At 65.8% G+C, this 22725-nt stretch carries 24 protein-coding genes and 2 tRNA genes; 21 read left to right on the top strand and 5 right to left on the bottom strand.

From position 1 onward, the window contains the following. Positions 1-78: 78 nt before the first annotated feature. The 5 genes from pgm (at position 79) to O5O53_RS08610 (ending at position 3307) form a co-directional block, all read left to right on the top strand. Entirely contained in the window at positions 79-1704 is a 1626-nt protein-coding gene (pgm, locus tag O5O53_RS08630) for a phosphoglucomutase (alpha-D-glucose-1,6-bisphosphate-dependent) (RefSeq protein WP_269511340.1), read from the top strand. Positions 1705-1722: 18 nt separating this feature from the next. After that, entirely contained in the window at positions 1723-2205 is a 483-nt protein-coding gene (locus tag O5O53_RS08625; RefSeq protein ID WP_239356661.1) for a MauE/DoxX family redox-associated membrane protein, read from the top strand. 59 nt (positions 2206-2264) lie between these two features. Further along, the gene (locus O5O53_RS08620) at positions 2265-2999 is read left to right on the top strand and encodes a thioredoxin domain-containing protein (RefSeq protein WP_181889003.1); all 735 of its coding nucleotides are present in this window, start codon (positions 2265-2267) and stop codon (positions 2997-2999) included. Positions 3000-3117: 118 nt separating this feature from the next. Beyond that, positions 3118-3190 (top strand) — tRNA-Ala (locus tag O5O53_RS08615). A 41-nt stretch (positions 3191-3231) separates the two neighbouring features. Then, a tRNA-Ala gene (locus O5O53_RS08610) sits at positions 3232-3307 on the top strand. 49 nt (positions 3308-3356) lie between these two features. Here O5O53_RS08610 and O5O53_RS08605 read toward each other — a convergent pair. Then, a complete protein-coding gene (locus tag O5O53_RS08605) occupies positions 3357-4040 on the bottom strand; it encodes a hypothetical protein (protein ID WP_269511338.1) in 684 nt (227 codons plus the stop codon). A 49-nt stretch (positions 4041-4089) separates the two neighbouring features. On the opposite strand from O5O53_RS08605, the gene O5O53_RS08600 reads away from it, so the two are divergent. Together O5O53_RS08600 and O5O53_RS08595 are read left to right on the top strand one after the other, a co-directional pair. Further along, a complete protein-coding gene (locus tag O5O53_RS08600) occupies positions 4090-4533 on the top strand; it encodes a methylated-DNA--[protein]-cysteine S-methyltransferase (RefSeq protein WP_269511336.1) in 444 nt (147 codons plus the stop codon). Then, positions 4526-5287 (top strand): fructosamine kinase family protein, encoded by a 762-nt coding sequence (locus tag O5O53_RS08595; protein WP_269511334.1) that lies wholly within the window; start codon positions 4526-4528, stop codon positions 5285-5287. Before O5O53_RS08600 ends, O5O53_RS08595 begins: the two co-directional genes overlap by 8 nt. Here the strand turns inward: O5O53_RS08595 and nadE are convergent. Beyond that, the gene (gene nadE, locus O5O53_RS08590; protein ID WP_239307507.1) at positions 5284-6108 is read right to left on the bottom strand and encodes an NAD(+) synthase; all 825 of its coding nucleotides are present in this window, start codon (positions 6106-6108) and stop codon (positions 5284-5286) included. The two genes, O5O53_RS08595 and nadE, sit on opposite strands and share 4 nt — an antisense overlap. A gap of 114 nt (positions 6109-6222) precedes the next feature. On the opposite strand from nadE, the gene ykgO reads away from it, so the two are divergent. The 4 genes from ykgO to nrdE all read left to right on the top strand — a co-directional run bounded on the left by ykgO (position 6223) and on the right by nrdE (position 9678). Beyond that, complete coding sequence (gene ykgO / locus O5O53_RS08585) at positions 6223-6345, top strand: type B 50S ribosomal protein L36 (RefSeq protein WP_005288826.1); 123 nt, start codon at positions 6223-6225, stop codon at positions 6343-6345. Between the two features lie 319 nt (positions 6346-6664). Beyond that, positions 6665-6895 carry a glutaredoxin-like protein NrdH gene (gene nrdH, locus O5O53_RS08580; protein ID WP_070475768.1) on the top strand — a complete coding sequence of 77 codons (231 nt, stop codon included), beginning with the start codon at positions 6665-6667 and terminating at the stop codon, positions 6893-6895. Between the two features lie 85 nt (positions 6896-6980). Further along, positions 6981-7502, top strand: coding sequence for a class Ib ribonucleoside-diphosphate reductase assembly flavoprotein NrdI (gene nrdI, locus O5O53_RS08575; RefSeq protein WP_269511331.1), 522 nt, complete (start codon positions 6981-6983; stop codon positions 7500-7502). Between the two features lie 10 nt (positions 7503-7512). After that, the gene (gene nrdE / locus O5O53_RS08570; RefSeq protein ID WP_239307509.1) at positions 7513-9678 is read left to right on the top strand and encodes a class 1b ribonucleoside-diphosphate reductase subunit alpha; all 2166 of its coding nucleotides are present in this window, start codon (positions 7513-7515) and stop codon (positions 9676-9678) included. 95 nt (positions 9679-9773) lie between these two features. Here the strand turns inward: nrdE and O5O53_RS08565 are convergent, their stop codons facing one another. Continuing rightward, positions 9774-10487: a FadR/GntR family transcriptional regulator gene (locus tag O5O53_RS08565; RefSeq protein ID WP_181888995.1), complete on the bottom strand. Its 714-nt coding sequence runs from the start codon at positions 10485-10487 to the stop codon at positions 9774-9776. A 152-nt stretch (positions 10488-10639) separates the two neighbouring features. Between O5O53_RS08565 and nrdF the strand changes: the two genes are divergently transcribed. From nrdF to O5O53_RS08550, 3 genes are all read left to right on the top strand, one after another. Beyond that, complete coding sequence (nrdF, locus tag O5O53_RS08560) at positions 10640-11629, top strand: class 1b ribonucleoside-diphosphate reductase subunit beta (RefSeq protein ID WP_269511329.1); 990 nt, start codon at positions 10640-10642, stop codon at positions 11627-11629. Positions 11630-11897: 268 nt separating this feature from the next. Then, a complete protein-coding gene (gene ctaD, locus O5O53_RS08555; protein WP_269511327.1) occupies positions 11898-13601 on the top strand; it encodes an aa3-type cytochrome oxidase subunit I in 1704 nt (567 codons plus the stop codon). 70 nt (positions 13602-13671) lie between these two features. After that, positions 13672-14412: a peptidyl-tRNA hydrolase gene (locus O5O53_RS08550; protein WP_437177853.1), complete on the top strand. Its 741-nt coding sequence runs from the start codon at positions 13672-13674 to the stop codon at positions 14410-14412. Here O5O53_RS08550 and O5O53_RS08545 read toward each other — a convergent pair. Beyond that, positions 14402-16366 (bottom strand): ATP-dependent DNA helicase, encoded by a 1965-nt coding sequence (locus O5O53_RS08545; RefSeq protein ID WP_269511323.1) that lies wholly within the window; start codon positions 16364-16366, stop codon positions 14402-14404. The genes O5O53_RS08550 and O5O53_RS08545 overlap by 11 nt on opposite strands. A gap of 3 nt (positions 16367-16369) precedes the next feature. Continuing rightward, the gene (locus tag O5O53_RS08540; protein ID WP_269511321.1) at positions 16370-17716 is read right to left on the bottom strand and encodes a nicotinate phosphoribosyltransferase; all 1347 of its coding nucleotides are present in this window, start codon (positions 17714-17716) and stop codon (positions 16370-16372) included. Positions 17717-17762: 46 nt separating this feature from the next. Here O5O53_RS08540 and clpS point away from each other — a divergent pair, with 46 nt between their 5' ends. From clpS to rdgB, 7 genes are all read left to right on the top strand, one after another. Next, entirely contained in the window at positions 17763-18107 is a 345-nt protein-coding gene (clpS, locus tag O5O53_RS08535) for an ATP-dependent Clp protease adapter ClpS (protein ID WP_239307514.1), read from the top strand. A gap of 10 nt (positions 18108-18117) precedes the next feature. Further along, a complete protein-coding gene (locus tag O5O53_RS08530; protein ID WP_269511319.1) occupies positions 18118-18657 on the top strand; it encodes a DUF2017 domain-containing protein in 540 nt (179 codons plus the stop codon). A 453-nt stretch (positions 18658-19110) separates the two neighbouring features. Beyond that, a complete protein-coding gene (locus O5O53_RS08525; protein ID WP_269511356.1) occupies positions 19111-19731 on the top strand; it encodes a rhomboid family intramembrane serine protease in 621 nt (206 codons plus the stop codon). Between the two features lie 10 nt (positions 19732-19741). Continuing rightward, positions 19742-20563 (top strand): glutamate racemase, encoded by an 822-nt coding sequence (gene murI / locus O5O53_RS08520; protein ID WP_269511316.1) that lies wholly within the window; start codon positions 19742-19744, stop codon positions 20561-20563. 33 nt (positions 20564-20596) lie between these two features. Continuing rightward, positions 20597-21364, top strand: coding sequence for an MBL fold metallo-hydrolase (locus O5O53_RS08515; RefSeq protein WP_269511314.1), 768 nt, complete (start codon positions 20597-20599; stop codon positions 21362-21364). Positions 21365-21387: 23 nt separating this feature from the next. Beyond that, positions 21388-22116, top strand: coding sequence for a ribonuclease PH (gene rph, locus O5O53_RS08510; RefSeq protein ID WP_181888987.1), 729 nt, complete (start codon positions 21388-21390; stop codon positions 22114-22116). Then, positions 22110-22709: an RdgB/HAM1 family non-canonical purine NTP pyrophosphatase gene (gene rdgB / locus O5O53_RS08505; RefSeq protein ID WP_269511312.1), complete on the top strand. Its 600-nt coding sequence runs from the start codon at positions 22110-22112 to the stop codon at positions 22707-22709. The genes rph and rdgB overlap by 7 nt, the downstream gene beginning before the upstream one ends. Positions 22710-22725: the final 16 nt, after the last annotated feature.

Raw genomic sequence — 22725 nt, 5'->3', positions numbered from 1 at the left:
AATATATAGGTGGCGGGAAATACATTCACGGGCAATGATGGTGGGAAGGACTCTGTCTGAGACACAAGGAGCATTCCCATGGCACACGAACGCGCCGGCCAGCCCGCCCGCGAGGACGACCTCATCGACATCGCCGAGGTGGTCACCGCCTACTACACCCGCGACATCGACCCGGACAACCCGGACCAGCAGGTCGCCTTCGGCACCTCCGGCCACCGCGGCTCCTCCCTGGATAACGCGTTCAACGAGGCGCACATCTTGGCCACCACGCAGGCGATCGTGGACTACCGCCGCGGCGAGGGCATCGACGGGCCGGTCTACATCGGCCGCGACACCCACGCCCTGTCCGAGCCGGCGATGGTCTCCGCGCTCGAGGTGCTCATCGCCAACGAGGTGCAAGTGCTTGTCGACGCCTCCGGCCGCTGCACGCCCACCCCAGCCGTCTCCCACGCCATCCTGACCCACGAAGGCGGCAAGGCTGACGGCATCGTGGTCACCCCGTCGCACAACCCGCCGCGCGACGGCGGCTTCAAGTACAACCCGCCCACCGGTGGGCCTGCCCCGGCGGAGGCCACGGACTGGATTGCCAAGCGCGCCAACGAGTACATCGCCGCAGGCCTCGACGGCGTGAAGCGCACCCCCGTCAGCGGCGTGCTGGACGAGCGCGCCGGGAAGTTCGACTACCTCGACCACTACGTCGCTGACCTGGGAAACGTGGTGGACATGGACGCGATCAAGGCATCCGGCCTGCGCATCGGCGCCGACCCGATGGGCGGGGCGAGCGTGGACTACTGGGGTGCCATCGGCGAGCGTTACGGGCTGAACCTCGAGGTGGTCAACCCGCACGTGGACGCCACCTGGCGGTTCATGACCCTGGACACCGACGGCCAGATCCGCATGGATTGCTCCAGCCCCAACTCCATGGCATCGCTGGTGCACAACCGCGACAAGTTCGACCTGGCCACTGGCAACGACGCGGACGCGGACCGCCACGGTATCGTCACCCCCGACGCGGGCCTGATGAACCCGAACCACTACCTGGCCGTGGCCATCGAGTACCTGTTCAGCCACCGCGACGGCTGGGCTGACAGCACCGCGGTGGGCAAGACGCTGGTGTCGTCCTCCATGATCGACCGCGTCGTCGCATCGCTCGGCCGCGAGCTGGTGGAGGTGCCCGTCGGCTTCAAGTGGTTCGTGCCAGGGCTCATCGACGGCACGATCGGCTTCGGCGGCGAAGAATCCGCAGGTGCCTCGTTCTTGCGCAAAGACGGCACCGTCTGGTCCACCGACAAGGACGGGCTGATTATGGACCTGCTCGCCGCCGAGATCACCGCCGTGACCGGCAAGACCCCCTCCGCGCGCTACGCGGAGCTCGAGGCCGAGTACGGATCCCCGGCCTACGCACGTATCGACGCCCCGGCCGGCCGCGAGGAGAAAGCCAAGCTCAAGGCGCTTTCGGCTGACCAGGTGTCGGCGGATACGTTGGCGGGCGAAGCAATCGTCGCAAAGCTGACTGATGCTCCCGGCAACGGCGCCGCCATCGGCGGGCTGAAGGTGACCACCGAAAACGCGTGGTTCGCAGCGCGCCCATCCGGGACTGAGGACAAGTACAAGATCTACGCCGAATCCTTCAAAGGCGACGCGCACCTGCAGCAGGTGCAGGAGGAAGCCCAGGCGCTCGTTTCTCGAGTTTTGGGCAGCTAATGGAGTAACGTACGACCTGTGAGCACAACGACAACCCCCGTGCCCGAGCGCAACACGAAAGCACTGGTGCTGGACGTACTTTCCGCACTCGCGCGGTTTTACATGGCGTACGTGTGGCTGGACGCCGGCATCGCGAAACTCGGCGTCCCCCTCGACGTGACAAAGACCATCGAGGCATACGAGATCTTCACCCCCGACTGGTCCTACCTGCTGGCGCACATCATCGGCCCGCTCGAAGTGGCTGGTGGCCTGCTGCTGCTTCTGGGCATCAAGCTGCGCTGGTCCGGCAAGGTGTCCATCATCGTGCTGACGCTGTTCATCATCGGCATGCTGTCCGCCTGGCAGCGCGGCCTGGTCATCGACTGCGGCTGCTTCGACCCGTCCGCGGCGGGGGAGGGCGAGACCAACCTGCTTGTTACCGTCGCGCGCGACGTGGCCTACATCGCGATCACCGGCTTCATGATGTGGCGTCCGTTTAAGAAGTTCGCTATCTACCCCTAAACTTGTGCGGGTAAATCTGTACCCGCCATGCCGCCAGGCACGCACAACAGGAGATAACTGTGACCACACGCAAAGTGGAAAACCCGAACAAGAAGGGCAACACCGCCTTCATCTGGGCAGTCCTCGCCGTACTCGCTATCGCCCTTGTGGTGATCGGCTTGATCGTCTTCAACGGCCGCGAAAACCGCAGCGCCGCCATCAAGGAGGGGATGATCGACGTCGAAGGCATCAACGTCGCCTGGAACGAGGATGAAGACATCATCCACCTCACCGGCAGCAACGCCGACGCCAAGACCGCCGAGCTGTTCGAGGACTTCTCCTGCACCCACTGTGCGGACCTGCACATCGCCAGCGACGAAGCGATGATTGAGAAGCTCAAGGCCGGCGAGATCAACGTGGACCTGCGCCCGATGACCGCCCTGGACAAGGGCGAGGAGGGCCACTCCACCAAAGCGCTCGCCGCAGAGCTTGCGCTGTTCGCCAACGGCGATCTGGCCCAGGCGTTCACCATCCGCGACTACCTGTTCCAGAACCAGCAGACCGTGTACAACAAGTACGACAACGACGGTTTCGCGGACATGGCTAAGGACTACGAGGCTTCCGACGCGGCAATCCAGGACATCCGCGACGGCAAGTTCATCGAGACCGCCAAGCGTATGGGTGCAGACAACATGAAGTACCAGGAGGACAACACCGGCGAGGCGTGGACCCCGCGCGTCCTGGTCGACGGCAAGGACATCGAGGACATCGAGGGCAAGCGCGACGACTGGCCGCAGACCCTGTCCCAGATGTAGACGCGTTCCGCAAGCGTTTTCACCGCCTCACTCCGGTCCCGGGGTGGGGCGGTTTCACGTTCCCGCTGGGGATTTGGAGGCCCGCGCGCCCGGCTGTATATTTACGTGAGTTATCCAAGGGGCTATGGCGCAGTTGGTAGCGCACCACACTGGCAGTGTGGGGGTCACGGGTTCGAATCCCGTTAGCTCCACTCCACAACTACATATTCCTGTGGCGGCACAGCTGCCATATGGGGCTATGGCGCAGTTGGTAGCGCACCACACTGGCAGTGTGGGGGTCACGGGTTCGAATCCCGTTAGCTCCACCAAAAGGAAACTGCCCGGCTGTTCGGCCGGGCAGTTTTTTGTTTGTGTGCGCTACTGGGCGGCTTGGCGCATGCCCTCGAAGTAGGCGTTGCCGTCCGAGCCGGTGTAGCAGGCGTGCGAATCGACGGGCCACACGTCGCGCGCCTGCTCGCACGTGAACAGGCTGCCGTAGGGGCCCAAGGTGGCCCACTCCATGGCCGGCGGGCCGGAGGGTTGCTGGGGTGCTTGCTGCTGGGGCGCGGGTTCGGGGGCTTGTTGCTGTTGCTGCTGTTGTTGGTTCGCCGCCTCACGCTCGGCCGCGCGCTGCGCTTCCGCCTCGCGCTCGGCCGCTTCTCGTTCCGCGGCCTCGCGTTCCGCTGCCTTGCGTTCCGCTTCGCGCTCGGCTTCCGCGGACTTCGACGCTGCGGCTGCAGAAGATGAGGCAGCCGCAGCGGACGAAGACGCTGCCGCCGCGGATGACGAGGCGGCAGCCTCCTTCTCCTCGGCTTCTTTGTCCAGGCGTTCCAAGGCGGCGTCGAGTTCCTCGCGGTCGATGATGCCGTCGCCGTCCGTGTCGTCCGACGCGTCGAGCTTGTGGCTGAGCTGGCGCATGTCGGATTCGCAGCCGTCGTCGCCGTCGCACACCGCGGAGGCGATGGCGGGGCTGGTGCCGGCGATGGTGTCGGATGAGCTGCCGCAGGCGGCCAAGGTCATGGCTGCGGCGCAGGTGAGGGCGGTTGTGAGTCTCCTGTGCATGGCCAGGAGTGTAGCGCAATCATCATGGTTGCGAGCTACTCTGAGCTGCATGTTTTCCTCACCGATCGGGCCGTTGCGCTTCGCCGCGAGCGGGCGCGGTCTCACCCGCGTGTGCTTCGAGGGGGAGCCGCTGCCTATCGACGAACCTCCGGTGAGCCCCCTGGTCACCCAAGAACTGGCCGAGTACTTCGCTGGCACGCGCCGGGAATTCACCGTCCCGCTGGACTTGTCAGGCGTGACTGAGTTCCGCGCGGCGGTGCTGCGGGAGCTGGCGAAGGTCCCGTTCGGGGAGACCACCACGTATGCGCAGCTCGCTCGCGCGGTGGGCAACCCCAAAGCGGTGCGGGCGGTGGGCAGCGCGTGCGCGACCAACCCGCTGCCGCTGTTCATCCCGTGCCACCGGGTGCTGCGCTCCGACGGCCAACTCGGCGGCTACCGTGGCGGGGTAGAGGCCAAACGTTTCCTACTACGAATGGAGGGCATCGATGTCTGACTCGTTTGTCAAGCACGGCAGCGCGCCGGGAGCGGCGGCCGCGGAGGCCGCGTACCTGCGCTGGCTGCGGGAGGGCTCCGCCGCGGTGGTGGAGGTGCTCGACTTGGACGAGGACGCGAACACGCTGACCATCGAAAAGGTGGATCCGGCCCGCCCGACCGTGGACGCCGCCCGTCAGGCCGGCCGGGAGCTGGCCGCCATCCACGCCATGGGCGCCGCCGCGTTCGGCGCGCCCGCGGACGGGTGGGACGGCCCCAACTTCATCGGCACTCGCCAGCAGGCGTGCGAGCCCACCGAGCGATGGGCCGAGTTCTATGTGGAGCAGCGCGTGCTGCCATTCGCCGAGAAGGCGCTTAAGGCGGGGAATCTCGGGGGCGGCGGCATGGACGTCGTCAAGCAAGCATGCGATGCGCTGCTTGAAGAAGACGAGGACGCCCCGCTGGCGCGCATCCACGGCGACCTGTGGGCGGGCAACCTGCTGTTCGGGTCGGAGGGCCCGCGGTTCATCGACCCGGCGGCGCACGGCGGGCACCCGCTGACCGACATCGCGATGCTCGAGCTGTTCGGCGCGCCGCATTACAGCGCGATTGTGGACGGGTATCTGGACGCCGGCAGCGAGCTGGGCCGCGACTGGCAGCGGCGCATCGCGGTGCACCAGCTGCACCCGCTGGCCGTGCACGCGTGGACGCACGGACCGTCCTACGGCTCCGCGCTCGTGCGCGCGGCGGAGGAGACCCTGCGCGTGGTGGGCTAGCGCCACCAGGTGTCGTTCGGGCCCGGCGGCAGGTGGCGCTTGTGCTGGCCGATGCGCCACAGGTGCTCGAGGCGCTCGGCGGCCTCTTGTGGGATCTGTTTGCCCTCCAGGTAGTCGTCGATGTGGGCGTAGGTGATGCCGAGCGCGTCTTCGTCGGGAAGCGCGGGGCGGTCTTCCTCTAGGTCTGCGGTGGGGACCTTCTCCCACAGGCGGGGATTCGCGTCCAGGTGGTCCAGCAGCGCCGCGCCCTGGCGCTTGTTCAGCCCGGCCAGCGGCACGAGGTCCGCGGCGCCGTCGCCGTGTTTGGTGAAGAACCCGGTGACGTTCTCCGCCGCGTGGTCCGTGCCCACCACCAGCAGGCCGCGCTCGCCGGCGATGGCGTACTGGGCGATCATGCGCATGCGCGCCTTGACGTTGCCCTTGTTGAAGTCGCCGAGACTGCCCGCTTTTAGCGCGTCCGCCACAGCACCCGCCATGGCGGTGGTGGCTGGCTCAATGTCCACCGTGACCGTCTCGTCGGGCTGAATGAACTGCAGGGCCAGCTGCGCGTCGTCCTCGTCGGCCTGCACGCCGTGGGGCAGCCGCACCGCCACGAACGTCGCGTCGTTGCCGTCCGCGCGACGCTGCTCCACCGCCAGCTGCGCCAGGCGCCCGGCGAGCGTGGAGTCCTGCCCGCCGGAGATGCCCAGCACGTATCCCTTCGCGCCGGTGGCGTCCAGGTAGTCCACCAGGAACTGCACACGCCGGGTGATTTCGGTGTCCGGGTCGATGGTCGGTGCCACGCCGAGGGCGGCGATGATGTCTGACTGCATGGCGCTCATGGTAGGAGGTTTTGATTCAGCGCGTCCGATGTGTAACATTTACCCCCGTGTTGCGACCCGGCAGCCCGCCGTAGGTCGCTAATTGCAGGTAATCCGAGCAGAAAGGAGCGCCCGATGAAGGTCCGCAAGTCGCTTCGGTCGCTGAAGAACAAGCCGGGCGCCCAGGTTGTGCGTCGCCACGGCAAGGTTTACGTGATCAACAAGAAGGATCCCCGCTTCAAGGCTCGCCAGGGCTAAGCGCGAATCCTGCCCCGTCACCGTTTGGTGGCGGGGCTTTTTGCTTTGCGACGACACCTCCGGCCGAATCTAATTTCCGCCAAATTACACCCGTGGGAGCAGATAGCTGTCCATGTTTTAACTACATGTAGGTGATTTGCTGGCCCTATCCTGGGAATACCACCCGTGTAACTACTACATGTAGTAGCAGTTGCCGAAGTTTCCCCCAAGGTATAGTGTCTCTTGGTGTTGCCCCGGGGGATCCGGGGAAGCGAGAAAGCCCCGTCGATTCCCTGTCGAATCCCAGTCGAAGACCCGCACAGAAAGAGCCTGAAGAACTATGTCGATCACCGTTTACAGCAAGCCGGCCTGCATGCAGTGCAAGGCAACCGAGAAGGCCCTGACCAAGGCCGGCCTTGAGTTCACCACGGTCGACATCTCCATGGACGAGGAGGCCCGCGACTACGTCATGGCCCTCGGCTACGTGCAGGCGCCGGTCGTGGAGGCGAACGGCGAGCACTGGTCCGGCTTCCGCCCGGACCGCATCAAGGGCCTCGCAGCGGCTGCCTAAAGTCGGCGGTCCACCCCGCCACAGCGCGGGGATAGGGCGGGCGGCGCCGAACAACTAAAACTCAACACGAAGAAAGGCGGCGTCCATGCTGGTGGTCTACTTCTCTTCCGCGACGGAAAACACGAAGCGGTTTGTGGAGAAGCTTGGCCTCCCGTCCCAGCGCATCCCGCTGCGCAGGAACGACCCGGAACTCACCGTCGACGAGCCGTACGTGCTCATCTGCCCCACATACGGCGGCGGGGCGAGCGTGAGCGGCGGCAACTCGCGGCCGGTGCCGGGGCAAGTGATCCGCTTCCTCAACAACGAAGGCAACCGGAGCCTGATCCGGGGTGTCATCGCCGCCGGCAATTCCAACTTCGGGGCAGACTACTGCCTTGCCGGGAAGGTTATCGCCGACAAGTGTAAGGTCCCGTACTTGTACCGGTTCGAGCTCATGGGCTTGGCCGAGGACGTTGCGCACGTGCGCCGCCAACTGATCCAGAACGCTGGAAGGTTGGGGCTGCGTGGGGGACCGGAGGTCGTCGATAGGCAAGATGCTCCGGACGAATCCGAGCGCTTGGCAAAACTGCGTGAAAAATACGCCGGTAAATACTCAAGAACACGATGAAGGACGCGATGTGACTACCCAGACTGTCGGTAAGAATGTCCCGGAGCCGGTCAATACAAGCGACCAGCTGGATTACCACGCGCTCAACGCGCTTTTGAACCTCTACGACGAAAACGGCCAGATCCAGTTTGACAAGGACCGCGAGGCCGCCAACCAGTTCTTCCTCCAGCACGTCAACCAGAACACCGTCTACTTCCACGACCTGGAAGAAAAGATCGACTACCTGGTCACCAACAAGTACTACGAGCCTGACACCATTGAGAAGTACGACTGGACCTTTATTAAGGACACGTTCAAGCGCGCGTACTCCTACAAGTTCCGCTTCAAGTCCTTCCTCGGCGCGTACAAGTACTACACCTCCTACACGCTGAAAACCTTCGACGGACGCCGCTACCTCGAGCGCTTCGAAGACCGCGTGGCCATGACGGCGCTCTTCCTCGCCGACGGCAACGAGGAGCTCGCATTCGCGCTCGTGGACGAAATCATGACCGGCCGCTTCCAGCCAGCCACCCCGACGTTCTTGAACGCCGGAAAGGCGCAGCGCGGCGAGCTCGTGTCCTGCTTCCTGCTGCGCATCGAGGACAACATGGAGTCCATCGGCCGCGCCATCAACTCCTCGCTGCAGCTGTCCAAGCGCGGCGGCGGCGTGGCTCTGCTGCTTTCCAACATCCGCGAATCCGGCGCGCCGATCAAGCACATCGAGAACCAGTCCTCCGGCGTCATCCCCGTGATGAAGCTTTTGGAAGACTCCTTCTCCTACGCCAACCAGCTCGGCGCGCGCCAGGGCGCCGGCGCGGTGTACCTCAACGCACACCACCCGGACATCATGCGCTTCTTGGACACCAAGCGCGAGAACGCGGACGAGAAGATCCGCATCAAGACCCTCTCGCTCGGCATCGTCATCCCGGACATCACCTTCGAGCTGGCCAAGCGCAACGACGACATGTACCTGTTCTCCCCGTACGACGTCGAGCGCGTCTACGGCGTGCCGTTCGCGGACATCTCCGTGACCGAGAAGTACGAGGAGATGGTGGAGGACCCGCGCATCCGCAAGTCCAAGATCTCCGCGCGCGCGTTCTTCCAGACCATCGCCGAGATCCAGTTCGAGTCCGGCTACCCGTACATCATGTTCGAGGACACGGCCAACCGCGCGAACCCGGTGAAAACCGGCCGCATCAACATGTCCAACCTGTGCTCGGAGATCCTCCAGGTCAACTCGCCGTCCGTGCTCAACGACGACCTGACCTACGCCGAGACCGGCCACGACATCTCCTGCAACCTCGGCTCGCTGAACATCGCGATGGCCATGGACTCCGACAACTTCGCCCGCACCGTCGAGTCCGCCATCCGCGCGCTGACCGCCGTGGCGGACAAGACCTCCATCGACTCCGTGCCGCCGGTGCGCGACGGCAACGACGCCTCCCACGCCATCGGCCTGGGACAGATGAACCTGCACGGCTACCTCGGCCGCGAGCACATCGAGTACGGCTCCGAGGAAGGCCTGGACTTCACCAACGCCTACTTCGCCGCCGTGATGTACCAGTGCCTGCGCGCCTCCCACAAGATCGCAGTGGAGAAGGGCACCGCGTTCGCGGACTTTGCCAAGTCCGAGTACGCCACCGGCGAATTCTTCGACCGCTACGACCCGGCGGACTTCCAGCCGAAGACCGACAAGGTCAAGGAGCTGTTCGCCAACTCCGACATTGCCGTACCGACGGCGGAGGAGTGGGCGCAGCTGAAGGAGGACGTCGCCCGCGACGGCATCTACAACCGCTACCTGCAGGCGGTGCCGCCGACCGGCTCGATCTCCTACATCAACAACTCCACGTCCTCGATCCACCCGATCGCCTCCAAGATTGAGATCCGTAAGGAAGGCAAGATCGGCCGCGTCTACTACCCGGCGCCGCACATGGACAACGAGAACATCGACTACTTCAAGGACGCCTACGAGATCGGCTACGAGAAGATCATCGACACCTACGCGGTGGCCACGAAGTACGTCGACCAGGGCCTGTCGTTGACCCTGTTCTTCAAGGACACGGTGACCACCCGCGACATCAACCGCGCGCAGATCTACGCGTGGAAGAAGGGTGTCAAGACCCTGTACTACATCCGCCTGCGGCAGATGGCGCTGGAAGGCACCGAGATCGAGGGCTGCGTCTCCTGCATGCTGTAGGTGAGCGTGCTTCTCGACGAAAACCGCTGATCTGCTAGTTCCGTTTTTGGGCAACTAGCACGTCAGCGGTTTTCGTTTGCAAGGCGCGGGGAGAGTTACATCTCCATGAAATCGTTGACGCCGCGGAGGAGACGTCGAGAAGCATCTTCTGCTGCATCCGCGTCGCCGGAGGAAATGGCCTGCGCGAGATCCACGTGGATCTGCATGGTGTCCACGTGCGGGTCGTCCGGCATGATGCCGTAGAGCGCGCGGCCGGACATGATGTCCATGATCGGCGGGGTCAGCGCCACGAACATCTCGTTGCCGGAGGCCTCGAGCATCAGGCCGTGGAACTCCAGGTCCGCTTCCTGGAACGCCTCGGAGTTGCCGGCGTCTTGTCCTGCCAGCTCCACAATCTGGTCCGCCAGCTGGCACAACCGGCGCGCCTGCTCGCGGGACGCGTTGGTGGCGGCGAGGCGGGCGGCGGCCGGCTCGATGGCGTCGCGAAGCTCCCGCAGCGACGCCAACTGTGCCGGACGTTGCTCCTCGCTGCGCAGCCGCCAGGAAATGATGGAGTGGTCGAAGACGTTCCACTCGCTTTGCGGCAGCACTTTCAAACCCACGCGGCGCGAGGAGGAGACCAACCCCAGTTGCTCCAGTGCGCGCATCGCCTCACGTGCCACGGTGCGGGAGATGCCGAAGCGCTCCGACAAGTCGTGGAGCGTGAACGTGTGCCCCTCCGGCTGCCGGCCCGAGACGATGTCTTCGCCGAGCGTGTCCAGAATCGAGGAAAGCAGGGGTTGAGAGGACCGATGACCGCTTGTAGTCACGGCGCGACCTCCTTAAAAAGATGATGTATTGCAGCAATCTGCGAGTAGTTTATGTCATGCACCTCCGCGGTTACGGCATTGCGTGTGGGCGGTTTCCAGGGGGAGCGCGGGACTTCACTCGGGTCTTTTGACACCGAAGTAGGATGGTCGCCATGACTGACGATTACGCGCGTTACCTCGAGTCCCACGACAAGCCCGTGAAGGCTATTAACTGGAACAGCGTTCCGGACGACAAGGACCTTGAAGTGTGGGATCGCCTGACCGGCAACTTCTGGCTCCCGGAGAAGATCCCGGTGTCCAACGACATCCCGAGCTGGAACACCCTCAACGACGAGGAAAAGCAGGCGACGATGCGCGTGTTCACCGGCCTGACGCTGCTGGACACCATCCAGGGCACCGTCGGTGCGGTCTCGCTGCTGCCGGACGCGAACTCCCTGCACGAGGAGGCGGTGCTGACCAACATCGCTTTCATGGAGTCGGTGCACGCGAAGTCCTACTCCAACATCTTCATGACGCTGGCGGACACGCCCGCAATTAACGACGCGTTCCGCTGGTCCGAGGAAAACGAGTACCTGCAGCGCAAGGCGAAAATCATTCTGAGCTACTACGAGGGCGACGACCCGCTCAAGCGCAAGATCGCCTCCGTGATGCTGGAGTCCTTCCTGTTCTACTCGGGCTTTTATCTGCCGCTGAACTGGTCGGTGCACTCCAAGCTGACCAACACCGCGGACATCATCCGCCTGATCATCCGCGACGAGGCGGTGCACGGCTACTACATCGGCTACAAGTACCAGGTGGCGCTGCGAAGCGAGTCCGAGGAGCGCAAGGCGGAGCTGAAGGACTACGCCTTCGAGCTGCTCTACGACCTCTACGAGAACGAGAACCAGTACACCGAGGACATCTACGACGCGCTCGGCTGGACCGAGGACGTGAAGCGTTTCCTGCGCTACAACGCGAACAAGGCGCTGAACAACCTCGGCTACGAGGGCCTGTTCCCGGTGGATGAGACGAAGGTCTCGCCGGCGATCCTGGCGTCGCTGTCGCCGAACGCGGACGAGAACCACGACTTCTTCTCCGGCTCCGGCTCCTCCTACGTCATCGGCCGCGCGGAGGACACCCAGGACGACGACTGGGACTTCTAGGCACAAGCTTTACGACGCACCTTCGGTGGTCCCCGGTTCGCGCTTGCGAGCCGGGGATTTTTCTTGCCTCCCGTCTAGGTCCCTTGCGCCTCACCAGTAACAGCCCGGACTGGCCGTCGCCGGCGCTGACCCCGCACGGGGGGCAGCATTGCGGGAGGCTGGAAAATCAATGTGCAGAACGTTATGCTGATCCGGTATCACTCGTGGCATCTGTGCCCATTCCGGCGTGAGCTGGACGGGGTGCAGGTGCCGTAGTCAGGAGGATCAGATGACCGCTGTGGCACCGCGGCTGGATAATTACGTCCCGCCGACACGCCCCGAGCCGACGGGTAACGCTCGTAAGGGCTCGAAGATTTACAAGCAACTCACCACGACTGACCACAAAGAACTGGGCATCATGTACATCATCATGTCCTTCGTCTGGTTCTTCGTGGCCGGCCTGATGGCACTGCTTATCCGCACCGAGCTGTTCAGCCCGGGCCTGCAGTTCCTGTCCAACGAGCAGTTCAACCAGCTGTTCACCATGCACGGCACCGTGATGCTGCTGGCGTTCGGTACCCCGATCGTCTGGGGCTTCGCCAACTACGTGCTGCCGCTGCAGATCGGCGCGCCGGACGTGGCCTTCCCGCGTCTGAACGCGTTCGGCTTCTGGGTGACCACCGTCGGCGTTGTCGCCATGCTCCTCGGCTTCGTCACCCCGGGCGGTGCGGCCGACTTCGGCTGGACCATGTACATGCCGCTGGCTGACGCTGTGCACACCCCGTCCGTCTCCGCCAACCTCTGGGTTGTCGGCGTGGGCGCCACCGGTGTGGGCACCATCGCCTCTGCGGTGAACATGCTCACCACGGTGCTGACGATGCGTGCGCCGGGCATGACCATGTTCCGTCTGCCAGCGTTCACCTGGACCATCTTCGTCACCTCCATCATCGCCCTGATGATCTTCCCGCTGCTGACCGCTGCGGCGATGGGTGTGCTCTACGACCGTCTGCTGGGCGGCCACATCTACGACACCGCCAACGGCGGCACGATCCTGTGGCAGCACCTGTTCTGGTTCTTCGGCCACCCCGAGGTGTACGTCCTGGCGCTGCCGTTCTTCGGCGTGATCTCTGAGATCGTCCCGGTGTTCTCCCGCAAGCCGGTCTTCGGCTACATCGGCCTGATCTTTGCAACGCTGGCAATTGCCGGCCTGTCCATGGCTGTGTGGGCGCACCACATGTTCGCCACCGGCGCGATCCTGCTGCCGTTCTTCTCCTTCATGACCTTCCTCATCTCGGTCCCGACCGGCGTGAAGTTCTTCAACTGGCTGGGCACGATGTGGAACGGCCACCTCACGTTCGAGACCCCGATGCTGTGGGCCGTGGGCTTCCTGTTCACCTTCCTCTTCGGCGGCCTGACTGGCATCATGCTGGCGTCCCCGCCGCTGGACTTCCACCTGCACGACTCCTACTTCGTGGTTGCGCACTTCCACTACACCCTGTTCGGCACCGTGGTGTTCGCCTCCACCGCTGGCGTGTACTTCTGGTTCCCGAAGATGACCGGTCGCATGCTGGATGAGAAGCTGGGCAAGATCCACTTCTGGTTCACCGTCGTTGGCTTCAACATGACCTTCCTGGTCCAGCACTGGCTGGGCAACATGGGCATGCCGCGCCGCTACGCCGACTACCTGGACACCGACGGCTTCACGCTGCTGAACCAGGTCTCCACGGTTGGCGCGTTCATCCTGGGCATCGGCTTCCTGCCGTTCATCTGGAACGTGTTCAAGTCCTGGCGCTACGGCGAGATCGTCACCGTCGACGATCCGTGGGGCTACGGCAACTCCCTGGAGTGGGCAACCTCCTGCCCGCCGCCGCGCCACAACTTCACCGCCCTGCCGCGTATCCGCTCCGAGCGCCCGGCGTTCGAGCTGCACTACCCGCACATGGTGGAGACCCTGCGCCGCGAGGCGCACACCGGCCACCGCGACTCCAAGTAGTCGCCGGACACCGGCCTCCTGAACGAACCCCCGCTTCGGCGGGGGTTTTCGTCGTTTCAGGCCCAACGCAATGAGGAGTACCCTGACCCCGGTGACTGAGCAGATGATCGCCGCCGCCCACCAACTCCTTACAGAGCGCGTCTCGGGCGACTACAAAGCCCGCAGCGAGGACCCGGACGACCCGCAGACGGTGCAGGCGATGCAGATGGCCATCAACCTGCCCAAACAGGACCCGCCCAGCCGAAACCAGGTGCTTCAAGACGCTGCCCGCGCCGCCGTGGCCGTGTGCCTCGACCCGCGCGCGGGAGAGGACGGGTTTTGGCGCGAGGCCTTAGACGCCTGGTACTCCCACCGCATCCGCAAGGTGGCCCGCCGTGCCCGCAACAAGGCCTGGGACGACGTGCAGGCGCTGCCCGGCGTCACCGTCGGCAACGTGCGCGCCTTCGTCCCCTCGGCGGTTGCAGACGTCCCGCACGCGATTGCGAAGCTGCAGATCAAGGGCACGGACATCGAGCCGGGGGAGGTGCTCCCGCGCGACCCGCACGTGCCGCTGATCGCGCTCGACGCGTCGCTGCACATGTCCGCGGGCAAGGCAGCGGCCCAGGCCGGCCACGCCTCAATGCTGCTCGCGGCCGCGCGCGACACCGCCTGGGCGCAAAGCTGGGCGGCCAACGGCTTCCCGCTAAACGTGCGCGAGCTGCTCCGCGAGGAGTTCGCGGAGCTCGCCGCCCGCCCCGATGCGGTGGCGGTGCGCGACGCCGGGTTCACGGAGGTCGCGCCCGGCTCCACCACAGCGCTCGCTATTGCTTAGCGACGAGCCTCCGCAACGCCCCGCGCACGACGTCCGCGTCCGTGGTGTCCCAGAACGCCGGCAGGCTGCGCCGGATGAACGAGCCGTAGCGCTTGGTCACCAACCGGTTGTCGAGCACGGCGACGACCCCGCGGTCGTCGACAGACCGCAAAAGTCTGCCCGCACCCTGCGCCATGAGCAGGGAGGCGTGCGTGGCGGAAACCTCCATGAACCCGGAGCGGCCCGCGGCGTCGGCTGCGTTGGAGCGGGCCTGCAGGAGGGGATCGTCGGGGCGGGGGAAGGGGATGCGGTCGATGATCACCAGCGAGCAGGCGCTGCCCGGCACGTCCACGCCCTGCCAGAGGGTGAGCGTGCCGAACAGGCAGGAGTTCTCGTTTTTGGCGAAGGTGTCCACCAGCGTACCGGTGGAGTCCTCGCCTTGGAGCAGGATGTCGAAAGGCAGGCGCGCCCGCATGGCCTCTGCGGCCTGCTCCGCGGCGCGGCGGGAGGAGAATAAACCGAGGGTGCGCCCGCCGGCGGCGGTGATCAGTTCCGCGATCTCGTCTAATGTTTCCGCGGACAGCCCGTCGCGGCCCGGGGTGGGCAGGTGGCGGGCGGTGTAGAGGATGCCGGATTTGCGCGGGTCGAACGGCGTGCCGGCGTCGAGCGAATCCCAGGTCCCTTGCGGCAGGCCCCAGGCGGCGGCCATAGCGTTGAAGTTGCCGCCCACGGTCAACGTGGCGGAGGTGAGCACGACCGTCTTCTCGCCGAAGAGCCGCTCGTGCAAAAGGCCCGCCACGGACAGGGGAGCGACGGAGACGGAGTCGCCGTAGCGCTCCGAGCGGGTCAGCCACACCACGTCCGAGTGCTTGGCGGGGTCCGGCTCGTCGAAGACCTCGAGGATGCGCACCACCGCGTCGTGCAGGTCCTCCAAGTGGTTGCGCAGGTTGGCGCGTTCGGCGAACTTCTCCGGGTCGTTTTCGGACTCACCGGGTGGGGCGTCGGAAATGGCGGTGCGGGTCTTCCACAGGGCGTCGCGAAGCGCGGCGAAAGCGCCGCGGGCCGGCTCCGAGATGACCTCCCAGCGCCCTGGGGCCTCCAGGTCGATGGCGGCGGTGAAGTCGTCGATGACGTTTTCCAGCGTGTCGCGCTCCGCGCCCAGCTTGCCGGCGCGGCGGGCGGCCATCGCCAGGGCGCGCGCGGAGATCTCGTTGGTGGCCACGGAGGTGATGCGGCCGTCGAGCTCGTGGGCCTCGTCGATGATTACGGCGTCGTGCTCGGGCAGGACGGCCACGTCCGCGAGGGCGTCGATAGCCAAAAGTGCGTGGTTGGTCACCACGATGTCCACGTCCTTGGTGCGCTCGCGCGCGAGCTCCGCGAAGCACTCCTCGCCGTGCGGGCAGCGGGTCGCGCCGAGGCACTCGTTGGAGGTGACGGACACCTGCCGCCACGCCATGTCCGGCACGCCGGGGACCAGGTCGTCGCGGTCGCCGGTCTCGGTGTCCTGCGCCCACTCCGCCACGCGCTTGACGTGCTTGCCCAGCCAGGACAGGTCCTCTTCCTCGATGAGGGACTCCGAAGGTGCGCTATCAAGCATTAGTTTGTGCTTGCACAAGTAGTTGTTGCGGCCCTTTTGGATGGCAAAGGTGGGGCGCTCAGGCAGCAGCGGCTCGAGCGCGTCCGCCAGCCTGGGCAAATCCCTGTCGACGAGCTGCCGCTGCAACGCGATCGTCGCCGTGGAGACCACCACCGTGGTCCCGTGCGCCTGGGCGTGCCGGATGGCGGGGACGAGGTAGGCCAGGGACTTGCCGGTGCCCGTGCCCGCCTGCACCGCCAGGTGGCGCTCCGAGTCGAGGGCTTTCGTCACCGCCTCGGCCATTTTCACCTGGCCGGGGCGGCGCGAGCCACCGAGGGCTTCGACCGCGGCGGCGAGCAGGTCGGTGGTGGACTGAGTGAGCGGTTCGTCTGCTGCCACGGCCTACTCGGTGGGCTCCGGGAAGCCGACGAACTTCGTCGGGATGGCCACCTCGCCGCGCGACAGCGCCAGGCCCTCCCACGGCAGCGTCTTGCGGGCGGCCGCGTGCAGCTCGCGGATCTCCTCGATGCCGGGCTGGCCGTCCACGATTTCGCCGTCGCGGATCAGCGGCACCGTCATCTCGCGGTACTCCAGGTTCTGCTTGCGGGGCACGTCCACGCCGAGCGGGTGGATCACCTCGCCGACCGCCACGCCGGAGGAGCGGTAGGCGCGAAGCGCGGACTTGCCGCCGCCGTAGGTGACCTTGCCGGAGGAGCGCTTGGCCACCGGGTGGCCGTCCACCTCCACCAGCTTGTACACCAGGCCCGCAGTGGGGGCGCCGGAGCCGGTGACCACGGAGGTGCCCACGCCGAAGCCGTCCACCGGGTCGCCGCGCAGGCCGGCGATGGCGAACTCGTCCAGGTCGGACGAGACGATGATGCGGGTGTTAAACGCCCCGGCCTCGTCCAGCTGCTTGCGCACACGCCTAGAGACGATGCCCAGGTCGCCGGAGTCGATGCGCACCGCACCCAGCTCGGTGCCGGCAACCTCGAGCGCGTTTTCCACGCCCTTGGTGATGTCGAAGGTGTCCACCAACAGCGTGGTGTCCACGCCGAGAGAGTCGATCTGGCCCTTGAACGCGGCCTTCTCGTCCGGGTTGCCGTCCTCGTCCACGTGCAGCAGCGTCCAGGAGTGGGCGGAGGTGCCGGAGGCGGGGATGCCGTAGCGCAGGGAGGCCTCCATGTTGGAGGTGGCGTTGAAGCCGGCGATGTAGGTCGCGCGCGCGGCGGAGACGGCCGCCTGCTCGTTGGTGCGACGCGAGCCCATCTCGATAATCGGGCGCCCGTCGGCTGCCGAGACCATGCGCGAGGCCGCCGAGGCCACGGCGGAATCGGAGTTGAGGATGGATAAAAGGACCGTCTCCAAGATCACGCACTCCGCGAACGTGCCGCGCACCGTCATAATCGGCGAGTACGGGAAGTACAGCTCGCCTTCGCGGTAGCCGTCGATCTGCCCGGAGAATCTGTAGTTTTCCAGGTACTCGCGCGCCTCGGGGGAGAGGAAGTCCGCGGAATCCAGCTGGTCTTGGGTGAAGCGGAACTTGGTGATCGCGTCGAGCACCCGCTCGGTGCCGGCGACTACGCCGTAGCGGCGCTCGTTGGGCATGCGGCGGCCGAAGACCTCGAAGATGCAGTCGCGCTGCGCGGTGCCGTCCTTGATCGCGGCGTCGAGCATGGTCAGCTCGTACATGTCCGTGAAAAACGCGGTGGAGCCGCGCGTGCCGGTGGAGTGGGTGGGAGTGTCGTTCATGGTGAGCCAGCGTACCCTCCAGGCACGAGAAGGTAAGGTGGTGCACATGTTTTCCTCAGCCGATTTTCCTGCGGCCAGCCGCGCGGAGCGCATGGGTTCGCCGCTGGCAACCCCGGAGTTGGACGAGGCCATCGACGTGGACGTGGCCACGAGCGAGAACCTGCCCTGGCTGTGCATCGTGTGGGATGACCCGGTCAACCTGATGAGCTATGTCACCTACGTGTTCCAGACCGTGCTGGGCTACGACCGCAAGCGCGCCACCGAGCTGATGATGCAGGTCCACACCGAGGGCAAGGCCGTGGTCTCCTCGGGCGAGAAGGACAAGGTGGAAACCGACGTGAAGAAGCTGCATACCGCGGGGCTTTGGGCCACAATGCAGCAGGCAGGGTAGGGGAGAGTCCATGCAGCCGTGGCGTAAAAAGAAGGGCCTGATGCGCTCGACGCCGAAGTACACCACCGTCTTCGACCCGATGGAGCGCGAGGTCATCGGCGACCTCACCGCCACCGTGTCCGAGGCGCTGATCGCGCGCGCCCAGTCCGCGCCGAAGGACGAGTTCGCGGAGATGCTCGGCGTCGCCACCGGCCACACCGAGGCTCCCGAGGACCCCCGCCTGGCGCGCCTTTTGCCCAACTTCGAGCGCGAGGGCGACGAGGAGTTCGACGGCGACAACGGCCTGCTGCGCAGCCTGCACGAAAACGACATCATCAAGGCCAAGCTGATCAACCTGCAGGTGGTCAACACCGCGCTCGGCCCCACCGGCGGCGTCGAGGTGACCATCGAGGAGGACGAGGCCCACCAGTTCATCGCCGCGCTCAACGACATGCGCCTCTACGCCTCCGCGGACGACTCCGGCAGCGAAGCCGCGCGCGAGGACCGCCAGCGCCTCATCGACTGGCTCGCGTTCTGCCAGGACTCGCTCCTCGAAGCCCTCATGGGCTAGCGGGTTCGCCCGCAGCTTTACGACGCCCTCCGGTCGGCCACCGCAGCAGGCCCTTCCTCGAATCCGTGCTGCAGCCGCCACTGCAAACCCCTTCGCAGACCCTGAGCACGGGACCCAGAGCACGCCCTGTTTTGGGCCATACTCTGGATCCCGTGCTCAGGGTTTGGCGCAAGGAGTGGCGCAGCACCGCCGCGCCACAGCCCGGCCCACAATCGGCGAACCCGCTAGACTCCAACCACGATGAGCGAACACAACCACACCCCCGAGGGCTGGGGCTACGGCCAGACCGGGCAGCCGGGCTACGGAAAGCCATTCCAGCGACCGTTCTCGCACCCGGAGCGGCAGCAGCCGGCGTTTAGCGAGCCCGCCCAGCCGTACAACCCGTACGCGACCCCGCAGCAGCAGGGCCAGTACGGCCAGCCTCAATACACCCAAACCCGCGGAAACAAACGGGTGCCGAAGCGAAAGGCGCAGCGCAGCACGGGCCTGAAGCTCGCCGGTGGCTTCCTTGCCACGATCTGGATTGTGTTCATCCTGGAGCTGGTGTTCCCGTGGTTGCAGGCGTTTGGCATCCACCCGCTGGACGTGTCCTCCCTGGCGTTCATCTTCACCTCGCCGCTGTTGCACGCGAACCTGGAGCACATCATCTCCAACTCGATCCCCGGCGCAATTTTCGCGTTCTTGGTGGGCTACTCGGGCAAGCGCGTGTTCTGGGAGGTCACAACGTTCGTGGTGATCATCGGTGGCTTAGGCACCTGGCTGCTCGGCGGTGTGGGCACGAACCACATCGGCGCCTCCGGGCTGGTGTACGGCTGGCTGGCCTATCTGATCATCCGTGGCTTTTTCAACCGCTCCATCGGCCAGATCATCACCGGGCTTATCCTCGGCTTCTTCTATTCCGGCCTGATCTTCGGGCTGCTGCCGGGCACTGAGGGCGTGAGCTGGCAGGCGCACCTGTTCGGCGCTATCGGCGGTCTGGTCGCCGGCATGGTGATCACCTCCGACGACCCGCCGCAGCTCGTCGCGAAACGCGAGGCCAAAGCGCGTTCATTGCAGAATCCTGGCCAGCGATAGGATTGCCGGCGTGAACACTTTCGCTGGCAACCCAAATTCAGCACCGATCGGGCTCTTCGATTCCGGCGTGGGCGGCCTGACCGTCGCCCGCGCGGTGATGGACCAGCTGCCGGGCGAATCCCTGATCTACATCGGCGACACCGCCCACGGCCCCTACGGCCCGCAGCCGATCGCGGACGTGCGCGCGCACTCGCAGCGCATCGCCGACGAGCTTGTGGAGCGCGGCTGCAAGATGCTGGTCATCGCCTGCAACACCGCCACCGCGGCCTTCCTGCACGACGCCCGCGAACGCTACGACATCCCCGTCATCGAGGTGATCCAGCCGGCCGTGCGCCGCGCGATAGCCACCACGCGCAACAAGAAAATCGGCGTGATCGGCACCGAAGGCACGGTGAAGTCCGGCGCGTACCAGGACCTGTTTTCCATCCACCCGGGCCTTGAAGTCACCGCCCAGGCCTGCCCGGAGTTCGTGCCGTTTGTGGAGCAGGGCAAGACCTCCGGCAGGGAAGTCCTCGAGGTGGCCCGCGGCTACGTGACACCACTGCGTGAGGCAGGCGTGGACACGCTCGTGCTCGGCTGCACCCACTACCCGTTGCTGTCGGGCGTGATCCAGCTGGCCATCGGCGATGAGGTCGCGCTCGTCTCATCGGCCGAGGAGACCTCTAAGGACGTGCTCCGGGTACTCACTGAGCAAAACATGCTTAACGACGCCACTTCCGCCCCCACCCGCACCTTCGAATCCACCGGCGACCCCGACACCTTCGACGCGCTCGCCCGGCGCTTCCTAGCCCCGCCGGTGCACGCTGTCGGCCGCGATTTGAAGATTCACTAGGAAAATGTGCCCCATTCATGGCAGAGTGATTCCATGCAGTTGACCATCCTCGGGTGCTCCGGGAGCCTGGCCGCGCCCGGTAACCCAGCTTCCTCCTACGTCATCTCCGTGCCTGGTGAAACGGATGTGGTGATGGACTTCGGTCCGGGAGCGCTCGCCGCCATGCAGGAGCGGTTCGACCCGTCTGCGGCGCACGTCATCTTCAGCCATCTTCACGCCGACCACTGCTCGGACTTTCCGTCGCTGCTCGTGTGGCGCCGGTACCACCCCACAGCCCCGGCGGAGCAGCGCCACAGGCTGATCGGCCCCTCGTACGCCCCGGAGCACCTGGGTCGCATGAGCGCGGACGCGCCGGGGGAGCAGGACGACTTTACGGACACTTTCGAGTTCACCACCTGGCGCGCCGGGCAGCCGGAGCAGCTCAGCGGCCTGACCATCACGCCGTTCGATGTAGTCCACCCGGCACAAGAATCGCACGCGCTGCGCATCGAGGACGCCGCCGGCAAGGTGATCACCTTCTCCGGCGACTCCGGGTACACGCCAACGCTTATCGACGCCGCCCGCAACGCCGACTACTTCCTCTGCGAAGCCGCCTGGGGCGCTACCTCCGAGGGTAAGGCGGAGGGCATGCACCTGTCCGGCAAGGAAGCAGGACGCATTGCCCGCGAAGCAGGAGTGAAGACCCTGGTGCTGGTGCACATCCAGCCGTGGACCGATCCGGAGGAGGTCCTCGCTGCCGCCCGCGCCGAGTTCGACGGCGAGATCATCCTGGGCAAAGCCGGCGCCACCTTCGAGCCCTAAGCGCCTGCGTTACCCTTGGACGCATGACTGATTTTTCGCGCCTGGACGGCCGCGCCTTCGACCAACTGCGCCCCGTGCGCATCACCCGCGGCTTCACTTCCAACCCGGCGGGCAGTGTGCTCGTGGAGTTCGGCAACACCCGCGTCATGTGCACCGCCTCCGTGGAGGAGGGCGTGCCGCGCTTCAAGAAGGATTCCGGCGAAGGCTGGCTCACCGCCGAGTACGCCATGCTCCCGTCCGCCACCCACGAGCGCATGCCGCGCGAGTCCATGAAGGGCAAGGTCAAGGGCCGCACCCACGAGATCTCGCGTCTGGTGGGCCGCTCTCTGCGCGCTGCGGTGGATCTGAGCCAGCTCGGCGAGAACACCATCCAGCTCGACTGCGACGTCCTCCAGGCCGACGGCGGCACCCGCACCGCCTCCATCACCGGCGCGTACGTCGCGCTCGCTGACGCCATCGCTGTGCTCAAGGAGCGCGGCGTGGTCCCGGGCGAGCCGCTGCTCAAGCCCATCGCCGCGGTTTCCGCCGGCATCATCGACGGCCACGTGTGCCTGGACCTGCCCTACGAGGAGGACTCCCGCGCCGAGGTGGACCTCAACGTGGTGATGCAGGAGGGCGGCAACTTCGTGGAGATCCAGGGAACCGGCGAGCACGGCCTGTTCGGCCGCGAGCAGCTCGGCGAGATGCTCGATGTCGCGGCGAAGGGCTGCGAGGAGCTCATTGCGGCGCAGAAGGCGGCGCTGGGATGGTAAAAGTTCTCGTCGCTTCCAGGAACCAAGGCAAGGTGCGTGAGCTCGAGCAGGTGTTGCGCGAGCTCGACATCGAGGGTGTGGAGCTTGTGTCGCTCAACGATGCTCCGTCGTACCCCGACCCCGTCGAGGACGGCCTCACCTTCGTGGATAACGCACTTTTGAAGGCCCGCGCCGGGGCGAAGGCCACCGGGCTGCCGTGCGTGGCCGACGACTCCGGGCTGACCGTCAAGGCGCTCAACGGCATGCCGGGCATCCTGTCTGCCCGTTGGTCCGGCAACCACGGCGACGACCAGGCCAACAACGCCCTGCTGCTGGCCCAGATGGCGGACATCAACGAGCGTGCCGCCGCGTTCGTGTCCTGCTGCGCCCTGGCAGCACCGGACGGGCAAGAGTTCACCGCCGAGGGCCGCTGGGAAGGCGAGTTGCTGCGCGAGCCGCGCGGCGAGAACGGCTTCGGCTACGACCCGCTCTTTGCACCGGCCGACGCCGAGGGCCGTTCGTCCGCGGAGTTGTCTGCAGAGGAGAAGAACGCAAGCTCCCACCGCGGCAAGGCGCTAAGGGCCCTGGCCCCGCACATAGCGGCGCTGAAGTGACGCAATTCGTTACAGT

Source organism: Corynebacterium faecium, from assembly GCF_027257105.1.
Lineage (GTDB): Bacteria > Actinomycetota > Actinomycetes > Mycobacteriales > Mycobacteriaceae > Corynebacterium > Corynebacterium lehmanniae.
The sequence above is the reverse complement of the archived record's forward strand: the minus strand, read 5'-3'. Positions and strand labels throughout refer to the sequence as shown.

Coding starts and splice junctions, on each gene's coding strand:
- O5O53_RS08530 (WP_269511319.1), top strand. CDS start 18,118: ATGCAGCCGTGGCGTAAAAAGAAGGGCCTGATGCGCTCGACGCCGAAG.
- nadE (WP_239307507.1), bottom strand. CDS start 6,108: ATGAGCGCCATGCAGTCAGACATCATCGCCGCCCTCGGCGTGGCACCG.
- clpS (WP_239307514.1), top strand. CDS start 17,763: ATGTTTTCCTCAGCCGATTTTCCTGCGGCCAGCCGCGCGGAGCGCATG.
- O5O53_RS08550 (WP_437177853.1), top strand. CDS start 13,672: ATGAGGAGTACCCTGACCCCGGTGACTGAGCAGATGATCGCCGCCGCC.
- ykgO (WP_005288826.1), top strand. CDS start 6,223: ATGAAGGTCCGCAAGTCGCTTCGGTCGCTGAAGAACAAGCCGGGCGCC.
- O5O53_RS08515 (WP_269511314.1), top strand. CDS start 20,597: ATGCAGTTGACCATCCTCGGGTGCTCCGGGAGCCTGGCCGCGCCCGGT.
- O5O53_RS08595 (WP_269511334.1), top strand. CDS start 4,526: ATGTCTGACTCGTTTGTCAAGCACGGCAGCGCGCCGGGAGCGGCGGCC.
- O5O53_RS08600 (WP_269511336.1), top strand. CDS start 4,090: ATGTTTTCCTCACCGATCGGGCCGTTGCGCTTCGCCGCGAGCGGGCGC.
- O5O53_RS08540 (WP_269511321.1), bottom strand. CDS start 17,716: ATGAACGACACTCCCACCCACTCCACCGGCACGCGCGGCTCCACCGCG.
- nrdI (WP_269511331.1), top strand. CDS start 6,981: ATGCTGGTGGTCTACTTCTCTTCCGCGACGGAAAACACGAAGCGGTTT.
- ctaD (WP_269511327.1), top strand. CDS start 11,898: ATGACCGCTGTGGCACCGCGGCTGGATAATTACGTCCCGCCGACACGC.
- O5O53_RS08605 (WP_269511338.1), bottom strand. CDS start 4,040: ATGCACAGGAGACTCACAACCGCCCTCACCTGCGCCGCAGCCATGACC.
- nrdF (WP_269511329.1), top strand. CDS start 10,640: ATGACTGACGATTACGCGCGTTACCTCGAGTCCCACGACAAGCCCGTG.
- rdgB (WP_269511312.1), top strand. CDS start 22,110: ATGGTAAAAGTTCTCGTCGCTTCCAGGAACCAAGGCAAGGTGCGTGAG.
- rph (WP_181888987.1), top strand. CDS start 21,388: ATGACTGATTTTTCGCGCCTGGACGGCCGCGCCTTCGACCAACTGCGC.
- pgm (WP_269511340.1), top strand. CDS start 79: ATGGCACACGAACGCGCCGGCCAGCCCGCCCGCGAGGACGACCTCATC.
- nrdH (WP_070475768.1), top strand. CDS start 6,665: ATGTCGATCACCGTTTACAGCAAGCCGGCCTGCATGCAGTGCAAGGCA.